We start from the raw sequence: 18,586 nt of genomic DNA, 5'->3' as shown, positions 1-18,586 counted from the left end.
CAATCGAAATGCAAGATACCAGCACGAGGAAAGACCGACTGCGCAACACCCCGTATCGGCTGGCCGCCAAGTACGGGGTTCCGCCGTTCGTCACGGCGGTCTACTGGCGTGCCGAGACGGCCTACTGGACGGCTCGGGCGGCGATGGCCGGCGATGCCGTCGAGACGACGGTCGCCGGCGAGACGGTTCGGTTCGGGATCTCGACGGTGGCGGAGTACCGCCGAGCGACGACGCTCGGTGGCGAGCGGGATCTGATCGCGACGCTGCTCTCGGACCTCGACGGCACCGAGACGGTCTGGGACGTCGGGGCGTGCGTGGGGACGTACACCTGTTTCGTCGCGAACGCGCTGACCACCGGCCAGGTCGTCGGGTTCGAACCCGAGGCGGTGAATCGGTCACGGCTCCGAACCAATCTCGAAGCCACCGCCCCCGCCGAATGCTGGACGGTGTCGCCGATAGCGCTCGCGGACGAAAACGGAACGACGACCCTCGCGTCCGAGACCGTCGAGGCCGGCGGCGGCCATCACTATCTCGCGCCCGACGGCGTCGGTCGAACGGTCGAGACACGTCGGGGAGAAGACCTCCTCGCCGACGGATTCGCGCCACCGGACGTGGTCAAGATCGACGTCCAGGGCGCGGAGCTCCTCGTCCTCCGCGGATTGGGGGATCTGCTCGACACCGTCGAATCGATCTCCCTCGAAGTCCACCCGGCGAAGTGCCGTCGGTACGGAACGACCGCCGAGGACGTCGAGGCGTTCCTCCGGGCGGCGGGCTACTCGCTCACCCACCTCGGCGGGCCGGCGGACCGACGCTCCGACGTCTACTTCGTTCACGCACATCGCTGACATCTACCGATGTGTTCGACCCCGGTTGCCGGTTCGATTCAGTCGTTGGGACGACTCGAACGTGCGGATGATTCCGGGTTTGGTTCGGTGTCCCTCGGGCGATCCGCTCGGGCGATAGCTCAAACGACTGCATAGCTATGAGGTCGCTGTCCCTGGGATCCACGAATGAAATCGCAAACCGATGGTCGTTCGGTACTGCTCCCGATCAACGACTCCGGCAGCAGCATCTCGTGTCTCCGCTCGCTCGGGAAACGCGGCGTCCACACCATCGCGGTCTCGGAACGCCGGGACCGACCGGCGCTCGCGTCCCGGTACTGTGATGAGACGGTTATCGTCCCCTCCCCATACGACGACCTCCTTGCCTACAGGGACGCCCTGCTCTCGCTCGCCGAACGGCCGGACGTCTACACGATCGTTCCCCACCGAGAGGTCGACAGCTACGTCCTCGGGAAGTATCGCGACCAGTTCGAGAAGCACGTCGTCGCGCTCTGGCCCTCCTTCGAGCAGGTCGAGACGGTCCACGACCGGCTTCGACAGGCCGAAGCCGCACGTGAGGCCGGGGTCACCATCCCGGAGACGTACTCCTTCGACGAGGTCGACGACTGGAGCCGCGAGCTGATCGTCAAACCCAGGTACTCGATCCTCACGCACGACTACGTGGACTCGCTCTCGGAGAACGAGTGTGAGGGGAAGATGGAGGTGATCTACACCGCCGCCGGCACCGAACCCGACTTAGAGGCGATACAGGAGACGATGCACAAGAGCGGCCGTCACGTCCCCGACCACGTCCCGATCGTCCAGGAGCTCGTTCGGGACACCCGTACCGAGTACGGTTTCAGAGGGCTCTACGACGAGGGAGAGTCGGTGCTGACGTGCCAGAAACGCCAGGTCCGCGGCAAGTCCTACGCCGGCGGGGCGAGTGTCTACCGGGAGACCATGTACGACCCGGCGATCGAGGAGCTGGGACGAGCCATGCTCGACCACCTCGACTGGCACGGCCTCGCCTCGGTCCAGTTCCTCAAAGAGCCCGACACTGGCGAGTACAAGTTCACCGAGATCAACCCCCGCGTCTGGGCGTCGATCGAGATGGACGTCATCGCGGGGGCCGACTTCCCCTCCGCACACTGGTCGCTCGCGACGGGCGAGCCGGACCGTATCGAGACGGAGTACGAGGTGGGGGCCGGCAACCACCTCCTCTTCGGCGAACTCCAATACCTCTGGAGCATCCTCCGGAAGCGCTACCCCGCCATCGAGCCGCCCAGCTTCCGGACCGCCGTGTGGGACGTCCTCTCGTCGTGTTACGACCAGCCACACTTCGACTACCTCCACCTCGACGACCCTGCCCCGTTCGTCCGTGGAGTTCTCAATCAGCTCCCGATCGGTGGCCGTTCGGGGACCGAGATGGCCGGACAGTAGCGGGTCGGCACGGATTATAAAATTTCAATCGAGCGCGCGCTCGTACGTCGAGACGATGCCGTCGGCGACGTGCGACCAGTCGTATCGGTCGTAGACCAGTTCGCGGTTCCGCGCACCGACCCGTCGCCGTTCGTCCGGATGGTCGAGGTAGAACCGGATCGCCTCGGCGACGTCGCTGACCTCGGGTGCGGCGTCGAGGAGCCAGCCGTTCTCGCGATGGCTCAGGACGTCCGGGAGCGCGCCGACGGACGTCGCGACCACGGGGAGCTCCGCGTGCATCGCTTCAAGCACGACCGTCGGCAGTCCCTCAGCCCCGGAGAGCTGCGTGAACAGGTCCGAGGCGTGGTACGCCGCCTTCAGCTCGTCGAAGGGCAAGTTGGCGAGGAAGTGAACCCGGTCGTCCGCCCGCTCGCGGACCGCCTGTTCGTACTCGCCGCTGCCGGTGCCGACGACCACCGCATCGAGGTCGCGGTCGGGGAGGTACTCGACGAGCGCGTCGACGAGGAGGTGCGGGCGTTTCAGGGGCACCATCCGGCCGACGAACAGGATGGTGGGCGTCTCCGGATCGAGGCCGTACCGGCGGTTGAACGCCGTGACGCGGTCGTGGCTCACCTCGAACTCCGCGGGATGGATACCGTTCGGAACCACGTCGACGGTCGCCGGATCGACGTCGAACGCGTCGACGAGCGCCGCTTTCTCGGTCGCGCCGAGCACGACCGTTCTATCGACGCGGTTCAGGACGTACGCCGCGACCGGGTGGTAGAGCCCCGTGAGCGCGCGCTGCAGGAAACTATCCGGTGACGGACGGAATCCGTGGACCGTCAGCACGGACGGGGCGTCCGCCGGGAGCGCGTGGACGGCTTCGACCGTCGAGAAGAACTCGAGGTTGTGGAGGTGGTAGAGGTCCGCCGTGCTCCGCTCGACGCGGCGGTGGAGGTCGAGCGAGAACGGGTTCCGGAACACCGTGAAGTCGGTCTCGCAGTAGGCGACGTCGGCCTGCGGGTCGAGCGGCGAGTCCGTGTTTGCGAGGCTGACGTCGGTCGTGATCGTCGCCGTCTCGTATCCGCGCGTTTCGAGCGAGCGGTTCAGCCGGTAGACGTAGTTCTCGACGCCGCCGAGCGACGGGCGGTAGACGTGGGGGATCTGGACGACGTTCATGCTATCTTTCATAGGGTCGTTGGTCGGCGACGATGTGGCGATGCCAGGGGCGCATGTTAGGAGCGTTGCTGTGCGGCGAGGGGGCGTTCCGGCCGGTCGTCGAGCACGTCTCGGTAGATCGCGACGTGTTCGCGCGCGACGTTCTCCCAGGAGAACTCCTCGCGGAGGCGCTGTGTGTTCCGTCGCATCGCCGCCCAGCGGTCGTCGTCGGTCAGAACGGTCGCGAGTGCGTCGGCCAGCGGTTCGGGGTCGTCCATCGGAACGACGAGCCCGCAGCCGCTCTCCTCGACCAGTCGGGGGAAGTCCGCGATGTCGGCGGCGACCACGGGCGTCCCGTAGGCGTACGAGATGGTCATCACGCCGCTGTGGCCGTTCTGGCGCTGGTGGGGGAGGACCGAGACCCGTGCTCGGCGGAAGTACGCGCCGACCTCCTCGTTGGGGACGAAGCGGTTCTCGACCTCGAACAGATCAGGATGGGCGTCGATCACCCGTTTCGCGTCCGCCGGGAGGTCGCCGGAGCCGGCGATGACGCAGGTGACGTCGCCGACGCGGTCGGCCACCAACGGGATGGCCTTCGCGACGACGTCGTGGGCTTTCGTCGGGAGGATCTGTCCAAAACAGAGGACCGTTCGCGGTTCGACCGAGACGTCGGCGTGGTCGTACTGCGAGAATATCTCGTACATTCCGTGTGGAACGACGGAGATTTTTGACTGGTCGAAACCGTTGGAGACGAGGGTGTCGCGGTTCGTCTCGGTGTGAACGACGGTGTGTGCCCGGTCGAGCGCCGGGAGCGCCCGGTGTCCGAGCTTCATCACGTTGTCGAGGATCGCGTTCGAGAGCGGTTCGCTCGCCGCCAGCTCCTCGCCACGGCGGAGGAGCTTGTTGGGGAGGACGTCGTGGTAGGTCTCGATCACGGGATAGTCGTCGTCGATGCCGTAGCGCGCGGTGAACAGCTGGACCTGCGGGAACATGCTGGCCGGCGAGGTGAAGTGTACGATGTCGGGATCGAACGCTTCGATGCGGGCGAGGGTCCGGTAGGAGAGCGCCGCCCGGAACGCCGCCACCGGGCTCCAGTCGCCGGCGTAGAGGTCCGTCGCCGCGATGTCGATGTTCTCGAACGCCTCGACACACTCGACGGCGTCGTCGAAGAGGTCGTCGGCGGTCGTCTCGAACGGTTTGAACACGACCACCTCGGCGTGGCGGGACATCGCGTTCGCGAGCTCCGCGGCGTAGTGCGGCAGGCCGCCGCTGTCCTGGGAGAGGACGTAGAGGACCTTCATCGTCTCGTGGACCGACGACTGGTGTTCGGGTACGGGCCGATCATCGACTCTCGTTCCGCCCGGGAACGACTTACCTATGCAGCCACTCAACCCAGCACCCGGCCGTTCATTGAGCCGTTGTGTCGGCGTAACCGTCCGTTCCGTGGCACGGACGCGGCCGTCGGACCGGGTTCCATCGAGGGGGACGGTCGTGACCCTCCCGAACGCGATCCCGATTCCCTACCGTCGATTCTCGCTAGCGACCGATAATCTATATCGATCGATCAGTTAGTATAGAACGATAGCTCTTACAAATAGGGCGATATGCGCATACTTTTTCGGATTTTGTGGATGGAATACCTCTCAAATCTCGTGATATTCACCCACACATACATAAATACCCTTGACAGCTAAGCATTTATGTTATCTATGTATGGGGGTATGGCTGGCTTAACCAACGAACGGGCGCTTCCGGCCGAACCGGTTCGGTGGAGCGCCACCGTCCGTTGGAGACAGCTCGATCGAGCGATCTGGACGACACCCCACCGAAAACCATGTTAGAGTCAACGAAACACCAACTCTCCGAACACGAGATACACGACGTGCTGCGGAACAGGAGGCGGGCGCGAACGCTGAAGTACCTCAAAAGCCGGGACGAGACCGTCACGCTGCGGGAGCTGTCCGAAGAGCTGGCGAGCATCGAGACGGGGGAGTCACCGCCGCCACGCAGCAAGCGTGAGAGCGTCTACAACTCGCTGCACCAGACCCACCTCCCGAAGCTCGACGACTTGGGGATCATCCAGTACGAGCAGAACCGGAAGGTCGTCCACCTCCTCAACGACGCTCACCAGGTCGAAGTCTACATGGAGGTCGTCCCGAACGAGGGGGTGCCGTACGCGACCTACTACTTCGTGATAGGGCTGGTCTCGTTGGTCGTCGTCTCGCTCTCGAGCCTCGGGATGCCCCTGTTCGCAGCCCTCCCGGTCTCGGTGTGGGCCGGCGGGTTCGTCGTGTTGTTCCTGATCTCGGGCCTCATCTACTTCCACAGCCAGCAGAAGCTCCGTCTCGGTCGGCCTCGCTGAGTACGTCGGGGCCGAGCACTCGCCGTTGTCGTCCCACTACCTGGCGAGCGGTATCCACTGCTGTACATCGAGACCGAGGGCGATGGAGAGAACGATCCCGAGCGCGAGCAGTCCGACCAGCACCACCAGGACGTTCCGTTTCGTTGCCCGGGGACGCATCCCCGGGATCGCCCAGAACACGTACTGGAGGGTTCTCACTGCTCTCCCCGTGCTCGCCTCGAATACACCTGCCGAGACCGAGCCGATGGCGTCGCGGTCCCGGTTTCGTTCGTTTGGGTCCATGATGGCTCCTGTGGTAACGCTACCCGTCCGTACGGGAAGTTTGCACTTAACTATGGGTACCGATAACGTCACACGTATTGGATAAAACGGGACTGGTTGATCCATCGAGGTCGGTTGTCGTTTCGTTAAGTGACGTTGTTCGCTTCTTATCGATAGTCGGGGGTGGGCCGGAGACAAGACAGTTCTCGATCCAAACGGATCGTTCGTTCCGGTTCATTCACCGGTTCAATTCCACACACGACCCCGGTATCGGGAGGTAGTATTAGCGAGTCCGGGAACGTCAGTAGACGACGCGACGTCGGACGGACGACACCGGTAGGTGATGGGGGGTATGAGTCGGTGTTCGATTCGATCACTCCCGAGCCAGCCACGGACAGGGCGACGGAACCCGTCGAGGACGACAGTCCGAGTTCCCCCTCGGGACGGAGAGCTATCGGATGAAACGGACCGCGCTCACGGGGTGGAGTCCTCCGGAAGGACCACCGGTGCGCTCGACGCGTTGGCTTGGAGGCTCCGCAGGTCCCGGACCGTCTCCTGTTTGGAGGTGTAGCCTCGGCAGGACTTGGCGACGAGCGTGTCGTTCTCGTCGACGAATCGCCACCGCCAGTGCCCGTCGGCACCCCTGGCGACCTCGAAACGAGTGGGTGTGTTCGACCCGACCATACACGGGAATCGCGTTCCCCGGTGGTAAGCGCTTGCTTGACCTTCCCGGACAGTTATGAGCCCCGTTCGTCGAGGACCGTCCGACTACCCGACCGTGGAGAGCAGGAAGTACCCCAACGTGATCAGGAGCAACGTTGCGACCACGAACCCGAGTATGGGCGCGACCATTCGTTCAAGTTCGGATAGCTCTACGGCTTCGTCCCTGACACGGCTTCGGTCGCTTCCGTTCGGGATGACTTTCCAGCCGTCCTCGCTCGGGGCGATCTCCCACTCGTACCGTTCCAGTATGAGTTCCCTCCCCGTCGACGGTCGGTCCTCGTGGTTTTCCCCCATCACGTTTCCCTCCAGTTCGCTCCCGCCGGAACGGGCGCACGAAGCGCGGCGTCAGCGGCGGGTCCGTCGGCCACCTCTAGAACCCTCGCCGATGGATACCGGTCGAAGTGTGCGCGCGACGGTGCTCCCCTCGTGAGCTACTGTTCAATACGGGACGAGATCGTATTGACTGTGACTGCTGGATCGCAATGCCCTATTTAGGCGGCTCGGGACCGCCGGTTCGGTTCGCCGTTCCGGTCGTCGACTACGAACGAGCCTCACGGACGTCAGCTCCATCCCGGAGTTTGCTCTCACACTGCGGACAAACCCGAACGGTGTCCGCGCCCGTCGGTGCGAAGACACGGACGTACTGCTTGGTGACGAACCCACTGCAGTTCTGACATCGTGGCATCTGGTCTCCTCCCACCGAGACCGAACCCCGACGTTCCATAGTCCCGAAACATGAATGTCCAAGCCGAAGTGTCGACCGACCTACACCGGGGTTTCGGTGGTCACCGAGCCTCGTCGGGGTCACGGACGAGACCGGATATCGTCCGCCAGCACCTCTCGTTTGGAGAAGTGAAGTTCCCCATCCCCGTGAACGGTAGTCACAGAAGCACGGCGGACAGTTCGTTGCACCCGCACTCGTCACATCGTCCGCCTCGTTCCCTACTGTGGAGTACCGGCTCGCCTCCCGTGCTGGAGACGGGGCGAACGACGCCACAGCTCTCGCACATCAGGAGCTGACGTTCGTGTGATCCGGTATTGGTCATGTGTTGGTGGGCGCGACGGGCGGTACCTGGGTGATGCCAGAGCGGTTCGAACGGCGAACCACGCCACAGGTCGGTTTCCGCCGTCTTCGCGCCTAGTCTTCCCTGTTGCGGCAGGGTAAAAAAGGGACGACATGGGTGACAATGGAGACCGCACGGCCTTCGAGCGATGGCGTACTCCCCGACCGGTACCGGACTACGAGCTAGTCGTCCGACGGTGTCCGAGACCGGCTGTAATCGGCGACTTCCGTGATCTCGATCTGGAGACGTCCGTCGTGCGTCCCGGAACGCCGGATGTCGTAGCAGCCGGGAAGCGGGACGTCGTCTTCCTCCGCCGTCTCGACGAGCTGCCGAAGCTGCCGTTCGAATTCATCGCCGTTCATCGTGATGCACACAGAGGTACACGCGAGCGGTAGCATAATCGTTTCGTCAGCGGCGGGTGTTCCACACCGTCCGTCCGTTGGTAGCCGGACGTTTCACGTCCGAGCACTAAATATCGAGACGAACCCAGAACCACCAACGATAGTTTCCGGAATCTGGACGTTGAAATTGTGCGTTCGAACGATTTCATCAGACGATGGTTGCACGAGCGGAACGGATAAGAAAGAAAATCGCCAGACGGCGCACAATCTCGTGGATTCCGGAACTGCATGACAAAACCCACATACAATGTAACTGGAGGGTGGAAGGTAGCTGTCCCGATCGGGCTCAAGAGGTGGTTGGAATGGTGTATGCAACGCAGTGGACGGCGATCTCCACACCGAAACCCGTGACTCGTGCGTTCGAACAGCCTCGTCATCGACACCGAGCGGGGTGGAGGGGAGTGACGAGGGGATGAGTCTCGTCGCGACCTACCATCTCGATACCCCGGTGTACGACCCGTTCTTCGAACGGGTGTCCGACCTCCGACTCGAGATCGAGCAGGTAGCGGCGTGCGCTCCCGACACCCTCCTGATGACGTTCTGGGCCGAGACGGACCACTGGCCGGCGTTCGAAGCCGAGCTCGAACGGTCGGATACCGCGACGATGATCCGGCACCTCCGTTCGGAGGACGGCCGGGAACGCTGCCAGCTCCGTCTGCCCGCCTCGACGACCACGTACTGGGACTGGACCGCCGTCGGTGGTGTGCTCCTCGCCTCGACCGTCACGCGTCACGGTGCGACGACCCGGATGGAGTTCCCGGACCAGGAGGCCTTGCGGACGTATCGGGAACGGTGCTCCGAACGGGGGATGGGGTTCTCGTTGAGCAGCCTGACCGATGCCGGCACGGGTTCGGACCGTCGCTCCCAGCCGCTGACCCCATCGCAACGCGAGATCGTTGCGTTGGCCGTCGAACGTGGCTACTTCGAGGTTCCACGCCGAACCAGCATGGTCGAGCTCGCCGCCGAGTGTGGTATCTCCGACCAGGCAGCCTCCGAACGCCTCCGTCGCGGCCTCTCGAACCTCCTCGAAAGCGGTGTGTTCGATACGCTGTGGGCTCCCGCTTCGAGAGGCACCCCGAAGGTACGATAGGTGGCACGCCGGCCGGCACGGTGGTTGGAAGTGCCGATCGGCGTGCCGCCCGTCCCTTCTTGTTCGCTTACTAAGTACTTTTGTGAGGATCCGGGTTACAGTCGGGATCGGCTTTCGATGGGGCCGTCCATCCTGTGCGTACCTTCTCAGAAAAAGCATACGTCTCGGAGTGAAAATATATACACGTCTGCGGGAAACTGGTCAGACGGTGGTTGGATCATGACAAGCGCCGTCGAAGAGAAGGCGATCGAACTGTTGCAGAACCTCGGTCTCAAGGAGTACGAAGCGAGGTGTTTCACGGCACTGACGAGGCTCCCGTCCGGGACGGCGAGGGAGATCAGTGAGACATCGGACGTCCCTCGTACCCGCGTCTACGAGGCCGTTCGCGTACTCGAATCCCAGGGGTTGGTGGAGGTCCACCAGGGAAATCCACAGTACTTCCGCGCCGTCGGGGTCGACGAGGCAGTCACCGTTCTCGCGGACCGCTACTCGTCCCGCATCGACGAGTTGGACCAGGCGCTTCACGGTATCGGAAGTCGAGCGGGAAGCGACGACCGAGATGCACACGAGGTCTGGTCCCTCACCGGTGCGTCCTCGATCGCGGCGCGTGCGAACGAGATGATACGCGCCGGAAACGGGGAGGTAGTCATAGTCGTCGGATCGAGAGCCGTGCTCACCGACGAGCTCTACGGAACCCTCCGAGAGGCCGCCGATGCTGGGGTCGACGTCGTCATCGGCGCGATGCGGTCGGAAGCACGCGAAGCGATTCAGCGTCGTGTCCCAGGGGCGACGGTGTTCGAAAGCGGGCTCACGTGGCTCGAAAAGCCCACCACGGAACGAGAAGACGTCTCGGTCGGAGTACTGTTGATGGTCGACCGGACCGCACTCCTCGTGAGTTCGCGAGTACCCGGCGAGTACGACGGACCGACCGACCGGGCGGTGTACGGCCGCGGCTTTTCGAACGGCTTGGTGATGATCGCCCACCGATTGCTGTCCCACGGCCTCCAGGATCTCCAGCGCCCGGCCGAAGAGTAACGAGCACCCTCCGACGAGAGCTCCTCCCGACTGGATCGAGTTATCCCGAGAAATAGAGCGATACCGTTCGTACGGAGTGAAACGAGCGCACCTGAAATCGGTGACAGCACTCAAAGTCACAGCAGCAGCCACAACGTTGACGACCTGCTCATCGACGACAACCTTGCTGTATCCCGGAGTGACGACCGATCTCCAGACAATTACAGACTGAAAATTTTGAGATTAATTTCGGATAGTTGTTCAGAGACGAGTCGAAAATACTTGCACAGTATCCCATAGCTGTCGTCAGTTCTCACGGGGAGGGAAATCGCATTGAGAAGGGGACCACAAGCGATACAGAACTGCTGAAAAATCGATACTTGTCGGCTCATTCGATTGAGCAGATCGAACTGCACCTTCCGAGAACGAGAACACCGACACCGGATCGGGTCGGTCGTCGAAAACTTCTGGCGATAGATCCGACTTGTTCGATGTGCTACCACGAGTCGTTCAACGAAACGAATACCCTGGTTATCTGCTGGCACCGTTTCACGAGCGGCTGTTACCACCGTCCCGTGACACTCACCGAGACCGACGCCGACCTCTTGCTGCACGCGATGTCGTCGGCACGGTGGCCTCAGATATTCTTGTCTGGTGCGAGCACACCATCGTACAGAGACACTGCCAGGAACTCATCCCCGTCGGGAAAAGTCCCCCCAGCGAGCAGAGCGGGCGATACTGGTCGAGTTTCCAGCGATGCCCGTGGCTTCGCTCCCACCTATCGGCAAACTCACGATAAACGAAGACCCGGTCGTGTAGTTGGCTACTCCTCGGACGAGACCGCCTGAAACCGGCGACCGTCGGGGTCTCGGAAGTTGGTGATCGTCCGACCCGTCTTCTCGACGTAGTAGGGATCGGAGACCTGATCGACGTCCTCGTCCTTTAGGGTCTGCGTGACGTCCTCAATGTCGTCGGTCGCGAAGGCGATGTGGTTGATACCCGGCGTCTCCTCGCCCGCGACGGTGTGGAGTTCGATGATCGGGCCCTCCCAGTCCGCGGGCTGGAGTTCGTACGAAGTCCCGTGGTGTTCGGTGGTGCGCACCTCCTCGTAGCCGAGCGTCTTCAGGAAATCGGCCATCTCGTCCGCGTCGCTCGCCTCGATCTCGATGTGGTCTATCTTGCTGAACACGTTCGAACGCAAGGCCGCAGTCGGTATTAGTGGTTTCGGTGCAGTGGTACGAACTGACACGAAACGGTCGGCGACCTCGCCGACCAGTTCCCCTTCGACGCCCGTCCACTATCGAGTGCGTGCTGCCGTCGTCAGTAGGAGACCTTCCCGTCGCCGTGGAGACCACCGATCCACTGCCGGTCCTCGAGGTCGCCCTCCTGCCACGCGATGGGTTCCCAGTTGGGGTCGAAGACGAGGTAGCCGCCGGCGTTGAACTCGATGCGGTGTCCGGTTGCGGGGTCACGGGCGTAGAGGAACTTCCCACGGGAGATGGAGTGCTGGCCGAACCCGTCGGTCGGGATGTCCCGTTCGTTCATGGCGGCGGCGGCGTCGAAGAGGTCGTCGCCACGGTCGACCTTGTAGGCGGTATGGTGGAGCGCGGCCGGGTCGGTTTCGTCGTCGTGCTGGATCACCGCGGCTTCGATCTTGGTCCCGCAAGCGCTCACGAACGTCCCCCATCGCGACCCGTCCGCGTTGTCGTAGTACTCCTGAACTCGAAAGCCCAGCACCTCTTGGAGCCAGTCGGCACAGGCCTTCGCGTCCGGGTCCCAGATCTGGACGTGGTCAATCCGTCGGGGCGCTATCGAGCGCGTTTCGTCGCTGATGTACGTCTTGTTCTTGAGCTTCGAGCGGCGCTCGGCCGGCGGTTCGGGTTTCTCCATCTCGGCGTACAGTTCGAAGACGTGACCGGCAGGAACCTCAAACCGGACCGACTCTCCCTGCCCGAGTTCGTCCCCGGAATCCTGCCATGTGATCTCGATTCCTCTGTCGGCGAGTCGGTCGGCGAACCCCGCGATGCTCTCGTGGTCGACCGTCTGCCAGCCGATGTGGTCGACACCCGGTTCCTCGGCGGCGGTCAGGCTGAGCGAGTGGTGGTCGAACTCGTCGACACCCCTGAGATAGACGGTGTCGTCGACCCGCGCGACCTCCTCCAACCCAACCGAATCACGAAAGAAGTACAGCGATGCGTCAAGGTCCAGGGTTTCGAGCGCGACGTGGCCCAGGGAGTGGATTTTCGGTGCCATTCCGTGATACCTAGCTCGATGGGACGATAAGCGTTCGTCTCGAAAGGGTTTCCCTCGTCTTCCGATAGCAGCGGTCGGTTCCTTCGATAGGGAGTCGGTCCGATAATCTCGTATGCAAGAATCTTCCGCTGACATTGTATCTCCCCGGCTGCAACGAGGTCGTAACAACGCTACTGGCATTACGTTCGTCGAACGGGACCGAACCGTGAGGTCCCGTAAACGACGACCGAAACCCATCAGCAGCCAGCGATCACCAACGGCCTCAACTTCTAACTTTTCTTGACATTTATCCGATATCAGCGGATGGATGCTATTCGTGAGGGAGGGACTCCGTCACCTAACGACGACTCGATACCCGGTCGTCACCGCACGACGGGCCCCGATCGGGGACCGGAGGCGCTAGAACGGGTACTCGCGTTCCTCGTGCTGGATCGAGATCCACTTCGTCTCGGTGACCTCGTGGAGGAACGCGTCGCTGTTGTACGTTCCGACGCCGGACGCGCCGATACCGCTGAACGGGACGTGTGCCTCGTCGTTGATCGGCTGGTCGTTGATGTGGACGTTGCCGGTCTCCATCCGTTCGGCGATATCGATACCGACGTCGAGATCGCCGGCGTGAACGGAGCCCGAGAGCCCGTACTCGGTGTCGTTGGCGATCGCGATGGCCTCGTCCACCGTCGAGAACGGGATCACCGGCGCTATCGGGCCGAAGTGTTCGTTGCAGGCGGCGGCCATCTCGTTGGTCACGCCCGACAGTACCGTTGGTCCGACCACCAGCGAGTCGTCGACCCCGTCGAGGTCGACGGTCCCACCGCCGGTTTCGAGCGTGGCACCCGCATCGATCGTCCGCTCGACGTAGTCGAGCATCTCGTCACGCTGGGACTCGTTGATGATCGGTCCCACTATCGTCTCCGCTTCGTGGGCGCTCCCGGTGGCGAGGGACTCCGCACGGTCGACGAGTTGGTCGACGTACTCGTCGTAGACGTCCTCGTGGACGATGTGGCGGTTGATCGAGATGCAGACCTGCCCCTGGTGGACGAACGACCCGAACGTGGCCCCGTCGAGCGCCCGGTCGAGGTCGGCGTCCGCGGTCACGACGTGAGCGTTGTTGCCGCCGAGCTCCATCGCTGGCACCGCGAGGTTCTCGCCCGCGATCCCGGAGACGTGCTGGCCGACCTCCGTCGAACCGGTGAACGCGACGACGTCGCTCTCGGGGTGACCCGCGACGCGGTCGCCGATCTCGGAACCACGGCCCGTCACCACGTTCAGGACGCCGGGCGGGAGGTCGGTCATCTCGAAGAGCGCGCCGAAGAGCAGCCCGCCCGTTATCGGCGCTTCCGTCGAGGGTTTCAACACGACGCTGTTGCCGGCCGCGATGGCGGGTGCGACGGCGCGCATCGAGAGATTGAGCGGGAAGTTCCACGGCGAGATGACCGTCACGACACCCTTCGGACCACGCCGGAGGATGTTCTCCTTTCCCGGGATGTTCGAGTCGGCGTACTCGCCCTTCATCCGCCGTGGGAGGGTCGCGGCCTCGCTCGCGTGGTCGGCCGCGATCTGGATCGAGGTCTCACCCATGATCCCCGAACCACCCACCTCGTCCCGCAGGAGATCGACGATCTCGTCACTGTTGTCCTGCATGACCCCAATGAGCTGCTGGACGACCTCCTGTCGTCGTGCCGGCGGCTGTGCCCCCCACTCGTGCTGTGCTGCCGCCGCCGCTTCGTAGGCGGCATCGACGTCCGCCTCGGTCGCGGCGGGGACCTCGGCGACGGTCTCACGGGTCGATGGGTCCTCGACCGAGATCGTCTCCCCGCTCTCACCGTCCGTCCACTCACCGTCGACGTAGAGGGCGTTCCAGCCCGCGCCGGTCGCCAAGTCGTTTTGCATGGCCACGTGAAGGAACGGGCCAATCACGTAAAAATCAATCGTCGCACCGACACGAACAGGTCCGGTGGCGATGGCGCTCCCCCCGCGGCCGCCATGCTCATAATATGATCCGGCCCGAAACAGGGTCGATCACTCCCGTTCGACCGCCGCCAGCCGTTCCCGGAGCGTCGTTCGGATCGAGGCGAGGTCGCCGCCCATCCGAACGATCCGATAGCCGGCTTGCATGGCGTCCTCGATGGCCGCTGGTTCGTTGGCTATCTTCCCCATCGGGACCCCTGCCGACCGACAGGCCGCCTCGATTCCCTCGATCGTATCGAGCACCTCCGGATGGGTCTTGTCCGTGGGATGGCCCAACTGCACCGAGAGGTCGGAGGGACCGACGAAGACGAAGCCGAGCTCCGGTACCGACAGGATCTCGTCGATCGCCTCCACGGCACCGGTCTTCTCGACCATCACTCCGATGCACACCTCTTCGTCCTCGGTTCTGACGTAGGCGTCGCTGCTGCCCCAGTTGCGGGCGCGACCGCTCGCCATGCCCCGTTCGCCGGGTTCACCGTCGTAGACGAACCGGGTGGCTTCCACGGCCTCCCGGATCTCCTCGGCGGTGTCCACCCGGGGGATGAGAAGCGTCCGGACGCCCGCGTCGAGCACCTTCCGGATGAGGGACGGGTCGCCCGACGGAAGTCGGACGAACAGCTCCGTCCCGCCGGCCTCGGCCGCCCGGGTGAGGTCCTCGAAGACGCGGCTGTCGTAGGGGCTCGGACCCATGTGTTCGAAATCGAGCCAGACGAAGTCGAACCCCAATTCCCCAAAGACTTCGATGACCGTCGGCGAGAACGTCGATGCTCGCGCGCCGAAGGCGACCTCGCCGCTCTCGACGGTTCGTCTGAAAGCGTTGCGCTGGTCCATGACGACTATGATCGCTTCTCCAGGTGGCTTATACGTTTCGCCGACTTCCTCTCGGTGGTCGGGATCCCGCGGGGTCAGTAGTGCCGATCCTCGACCAGTTCGTTAAACCGGTCCCGCAGACGACGGGTTATCGACCCCTCCGAGAACTCGACGCCGTCGACGGCGGCGATCGGCCGGATCTCCCACGTCGTGTTCGTCAGGAACGCCTCGTCGGCCGACTGGAGATCCCGAATCGTGTACCGTCCCGTCTCGACGGGGACGGCCGAATCGCGGGCGAGGTCGAGCACGACCGACCGGGTCACGCCGGGGAGGAGCGCTCGCTCTGAATTCGGCGTCCGAAGCACGCCGTCGGCGACGAAGAAGACGTTGCTCGTCGTGCCCTCGGCGAGGTATCCCTCCCCGTCGCGGAGCAGCGCCTCGTCGGCGGTCGAGTCCGATGGTTCGCTCGGGTCGGCTCCGGCCCGGCGCAGTTCGAGCCGGGCGAGGATCCCGTTGAGGTAGTTGTGCGTCTTCGTGGTCGCTGGGACGGCTTCGTCCGGCACACGGCGGGTCTCGACCGTGCGAACGACGGCCCGGTCGTCCCAGACGGACGTCCCCGCCGTACCCCCTCGGGGGAGTCCGTCGACGATGGCGACGACCGTCGGGTCGACGTCGGGGTCCGGGGTGAGCTTCCCCGGCTGCACGCCTCGGGTGACCGAGAGACGAACGTAGGCGTCCGTCAGTTCGTTCGCGCTGAGCGTCTCACGGACGCGCGCCCGCAGGTCCTCCTCGTCCGGCACCGAATCGCCCATTCCAAGCGTTTCCGCGGTCGAGCGAAGCCGCTCCAGGTGCCTCGCCCACTCGAAGACGGTCCCGCCGTAGGCCCGCAGGGTCTCGAAGGCCGCGTCGCCGTAGAGGAATCCCCGGTCACGGACGTTCACCGTCGCCTCGTCGGCCGGCCGGAGCTCCCCGTCGACGTGGTAGTATCGCTCCATACTACGAGTCACTTCCCTCGCATCGGTCACAGAACGTGGCCATCATTTGCTCCCCGACGTCGGTGAGCACGCTCTCGGGATGGAACTGGATGCCCTCGTGTGGCCGGTCGACGTGACGGACGCCCATGACGACCGCCTCCTCGTCGAGGGTCGTCGCCGTCTCGACCAGGGAATCCGGGAGGTCCACTCGTCGCACGGCGAGCGAGTGGTATCGACCACAGTCGAACCGGTCCGGGAGGCCCGCAAACACCCCACTTCCATCGTGCGAGATGATCGAGGGTTTCCCGTGCACGACCGACTCGGCGTGGCCGACGGGAGCGCCGTTGGCGACACACAGCGCCTGGTGACCGAGGCAGACCCCGAGCGTCGGATAGTCGAGATCCCTGAAAATCGGGACGGAGACGCCGGCCGACTCCGGGCTCCCCGGACCGGGGGAGACGACGATCCCGTCGGGGTTGAGCGCGTCGATCCCGGCGAGGTCGATCGCATCGTTCCGCCGGACCACGACGTCGGTGTGGACGCCGACGTACTGGACGAGGTTGTAGGCGAACGAGTCGTAGTTGTCGATGACCAGTATCGTCATCGGGCCGCCGGCCCCCCTCGCTCGCTCTCCGCTCGCTCCGCTTCGTCGTGCTGGGTTTTGGAGTCCGTCTGCTCGATCGAGAGGTCCGCCGTCCGACCGAGGGCTTCGTCGACGGCCGAGACGAGCGCACGGGCTTTCGAGAGCGTCTCCTCGTACTCCCGCTCGGGGACCGAATCGTGGACGATCCCGGCTCCCGCGCGGAGGTGGTACTCGTCGCCGTGGCGGACCAGCGTCCGGATGATGATGTTCATGGTCGCCCGGTCGTCGAAGCCGAAGATACCGATCGAGCCCGTGTACGGGCCGCGACGGGTGGCTTCGACGTCCTCGATGATCTCCATAGTCCGGGGTTTGGGCGCGCCGGTGATCGTGCCGCCGGGAAAGAGGGCGGCAATCGCCTCGGCGAGGCCCGCATCCCCTCGAAGCGTCCCGTCGACCTGGGAGACCAGATGCATGACCTCTGAGTAGCGGTCGACGCGGCGGTACTCGGTGACGTCGACCGAGCCGTATTCGGAGACCTTCCCGAGGTCGTTCCGTTCGAGGTCGACGAGCATGGCGTGCTCGGCGCGTTCCTTCTCGTCGGCCAGGAGGTCGCGTTCGTACGCCGCGTCGGCCTCGGGGGACGCACCGCGCGGTCGCGTCCCCGCGATCGGTTCGGTCGAGAGGCGGTCGTCGTCCCGGGCGAACAGGAGTTCGGGGCTCGCGCTGACCAGATCGACGCCGGGGAATTCGAGCAGGGCGGAGTACGGAGCCGGGTTGACGTCCCGGAGGGCGGCGAACGCCTCGACGGGGTGGACCGCCGCCGGGGCGACGAGCCGTTGGGAGATGTTGGCCTGGAACGTGTCGCCGTCCCGGACGTGTTCCTTGACGCGTCGAACCCGGTCGGCGAACGCGGCTCGACCGCAGTCGCTCTCGAACCGCGCCGTTCGGGTGGCGACCGGCGGTTCCCCGACCGCGGGGTCGCCGTCGACCAGCCGCCGAACCAGGTCGAGCGCCCGCTCACGCCCGCGCTCGTACGCCGTCGCAGCCCGATCGGCTCCGTTCGCCCCGGAGCCGCTCTCGGTCACCGTGGCTCCACCGACCCGCGGGCAGGCAGTGACCCGGAGCGTGGTTCGGTCGTCCGGGTCGCCGCCGTGTTCCCAGGCGGCGACCCGGTCGTAGACCCCGAGCTGAAGCGTTGGCAGTTCGCGGTCATCGGTCGCGCTCGTCGGGAGGGTTTCGAGTTCGCGGGCGACGTCGTAGGAGAGCCAGCCGACCGCGCCGCAGGGATACGGGACGTCGCAGGGTCCACGCGCGAGCTCCTCCTCGCCGAGTCGGTTCGCGAGCGCCGCGAGCGTCGGCGTCTCGTCGGTCGTGACTTCGAGCCGGTCGACCGGGTCGACCCCGAAGTAGCCCCAGCCGGGCTGCCCGCCGGTCGTTTCGAGGTAGAAGTCCCACTGCCCACCGCCCCGTCGAGCGCGGCGGTAGGAGTCGAACGGGTCGTCGACGGCGACCCGAACCTCGACCGGAACCCGGGTTCCGTCGGCCACCCCGCGGCCGACCGCCTCGAACCCGCCTTCGGTCGTGATGACGTCCGTTTCGTGCATGCTATATGGTACCAGGAATGCGACTAATAGGATTTCGGTTCAAAAGCAGCGCTATTTTTCCCTTCCCACCCTCCCCATCCT

19 protein-coding genes are annotated in these 18,586 nt (G+C 64.4%); 5 read left to right on the top strand and 14 right to left on the bottom strand.

What is annotated here, in order from left to right:
* Positions 1-8: 8 nt before the first annotated feature.
* Both D3261_RS11270 and D3261_RS11265 read left to right on the top strand, forming a co-directional pair.
* Positions 9-845: an FkbM family methyltransferase gene (locus D3261_RS11270; RefSeq protein WP_120072432.1), complete on the top strand. Its 837-nt coding sequence runs from the start codon at positions 9-11 to the stop codon at positions 843-845.
* Positions 846-1,010: 165 nt separating this feature from the next.
* Positions 1,011-2,261, top strand: coding sequence for an ATP-grasp domain-containing protein (locus tag D3261_RS11265; protein ID WP_120072430.1), 1,251 nt, complete (start codon positions 1,011-1,013; stop codon positions 2,259-2,261).
* 24 nt (positions 2,262-2,285) lie between these two features.
* On the opposite strand, the gene D3261_RS11260 is transcribed toward D3261_RS11265, so the two are convergent.
* The gene (locus D3261_RS11260; RefSeq protein WP_233553973.1) at positions 2,286-3,431 is read right to left on the bottom strand and encodes a glycosyltransferase family 4 protein; all 1,146 of its coding nucleotides are present in this window, start codon (positions 3,429-3,431) and stop codon (positions 2,286-2,288) included.
* A gap of 44 nt (positions 3,432-3,475) precedes the next feature.
* Positions 3,476-4,699, bottom strand: coding sequence for a glycosyltransferase family 4 protein (locus D3261_RS11255; RefSeq protein WP_120072426.1), 1,224 nt, complete (start codon positions 4,697-4,699; stop codon positions 3,476-3,478).
* 533 nt (positions 4,700-5,232) lie between these two features.
* Between D3261_RS11255 and D3261_RS11250 the strand changes: the two genes are divergently transcribed.
* Positions 5,233-5,760: a hypothetical protein gene (locus tag D3261_RS11250; protein ID WP_120072424.1), complete on the top strand. Its 528-nt coding sequence runs from the start codon at positions 5,233-5,235 to the stop codon at positions 5,758-5,760.
* Positions 5,761-5,796: 36 nt separating this feature from the next.
* Here D3261_RS11250 and D3261_RS11245 read toward each other — a convergent pair whose 3' ends face one another.
* From D3261_RS11245 to D3261_RS11225, 5 genes are all read right to left on the bottom strand, one after another.
* On the bottom strand, positions 5,797-6,042 hold the full coding sequence (locus D3261_RS11245) for a hypothetical protein (protein ID WP_120072422.1): 246 nt from the start codon (positions 6,040-6,042) through the stop codon (positions 5,797-5,799).
* Between the two features lie 453 nt (positions 6,043-6,495).
* Positions 6,496-6,705, bottom strand: a complete 210-nt coding sequence (locus D3261_RS11240) for a YegP family protein (RefSeq protein WP_120072420.1) — start codon at positions 6,703-6,705, stop codon at positions 6,496-6,498.
* Between the two features lie 84 nt (positions 6,706-6,789).
* Positions 6,790-7,038, bottom strand: coding sequence for a hypothetical protein (locus D3261_RS11235; RefSeq protein ID WP_120072418.1), 249 nt, complete (start codon positions 7,036-7,038; stop codon positions 6,790-6,792).
* 244 nt (positions 7,039-7,282) lie between these two features.
* Positions 7,283-7,429, bottom strand: coding sequence for a hypothetical protein (locus D3261_RS20365; protein ID WP_192927972.1), 147 nt, complete (start codon positions 7,427-7,429; stop codon positions 7,283-7,285).
* A gap of 561 nt (positions 7,430-7,990) precedes the next feature.
* Positions 7,991-8,170 carry a hypothetical protein gene (locus tag D3261_RS11225; RefSeq protein ID WP_147464969.1) on the bottom strand — a complete coding sequence of 60 codons (180 nt, stop codon included), beginning with the start codon at positions 8,168-8,170 and terminating at the stop codon, positions 7,991-7,993.
* Positions 8,171-8,621: 451 nt separating this feature from the next.
* Between D3261_RS11225 and D3261_RS11220 the strand changes: the two genes are divergently transcribed.
* Both D3261_RS11220 and D3261_RS11215 read left to right on the top strand, forming a co-directional pair.
* Positions 8,622-9,299 carry a helix-turn-helix domain-containing protein gene (locus D3261_RS11220; RefSeq protein WP_120072551.1) on the top strand — a complete coding sequence of 226 codons (678 nt, stop codon included), beginning with the start codon at positions 8,622-8,624 and terminating at the stop codon, positions 9,297-9,299.
* A 219-nt stretch (positions 9,300-9,518) separates the two neighbouring features.
* Positions 9,519-10,334, top strand: coding sequence for a TrmB family transcriptional regulator (locus tag D3261_RS11215; protein ID WP_120072412.1), 816 nt, complete (start codon positions 9,519-9,521; stop codon positions 10,332-10,334).
* An 802-nt stretch (positions 10,335-11,136) separates the two neighbouring features.
* Here D3261_RS11215 and D3261_RS11210 read toward each other — a convergent pair.
* From D3261_RS11210 to D3261_RS11180, 7 genes are all read right to left on the bottom strand, one after another.
* Positions 11,137-11,502, bottom strand: coding sequence for a VOC family protein (locus D3261_RS11210; RefSeq protein ID WP_120072410.1), 366 nt, complete (start codon positions 11,500-11,502; stop codon positions 11,137-11,139).
* Positions 11,503-11,633: 131 nt separating this feature from the next.
* Positions 11,634-12,566 (bottom strand): VOC family protein, encoded by a 933-nt coding sequence (locus tag D3261_RS11205; RefSeq protein WP_120072408.1) that lies wholly within the window; start codon positions 12,564-12,566, stop codon positions 11,634-11,636.
* A 399-nt stretch (positions 12,567-12,965) separates the two neighbouring features.
* Entirely contained in the window at positions 12,966-14,456 is a 1,491-nt protein-coding gene (locus D3261_RS11200; RefSeq protein ID WP_120072406.1) for an aldehyde dehydrogenase family protein, read from the bottom strand.
* A 129-nt stretch (positions 14,457-14,585) separates the two neighbouring features.
* The gene (locus D3261_RS11195) at positions 14,586-15,365 is read right to left on the bottom strand and encodes an HpcH/HpaI aldolase/citrate lyase family protein (protein ID WP_120072404.1); all 780 of its coding nucleotides are present in this window, start codon (positions 15,363-15,365) and stop codon (positions 14,586-14,588) included.
* A 74-nt stretch (positions 15,366-15,439) separates the two neighbouring features.
* On the bottom strand, positions 15,440-16,339 hold the full coding sequence (locus tag D3261_RS11190; protein ID WP_120072402.1) for an aminotransferase class IV: 900 nt from the start codon (positions 16,337-16,339) through the stop codon (positions 15,440-15,442).
* Between the two features lies 1 nt (position 16,340).
* Positions 16,341-16,922, bottom strand: coding sequence for an aminodeoxychorismate/anthranilate synthase component II (locus tag D3261_RS11185; RefSeq protein WP_120072401.1), 582 nt, complete (start codon positions 16,920-16,922; stop codon positions 16,341-16,343).
* Positions 16,919-18,505 carry an anthranilate synthase component I family protein gene (locus D3261_RS11180; RefSeq protein ID WP_120072399.1) on the bottom strand — a complete coding sequence of 529 codons (1,587 nt, stop codon included), beginning with the start codon at positions 18,503-18,505 and terminating at the stop codon, positions 16,919-16,921. Before D3261_RS11180 ends, D3261_RS11185 begins: the two co-directional genes overlap by 4 nt.
* Positions 18,506-18,586 lie beyond the last annotated feature (81 nt).

The sequence above is a fragment of the Halococcus sp. IIIV-5B genome, from assembly GCF_003602035.1.
In the GTDB taxonomy this organism is placed as follows: Archaea; Halobacteriota; Halobacteria; order Halobacteriales; family Halococcaceae; genus Halococcus; species Halococcus salsus.
Note: the sequence above shows the minus strand (reverse complement) of the source record. Positions and strands in the feature narration are given on the sequence as shown.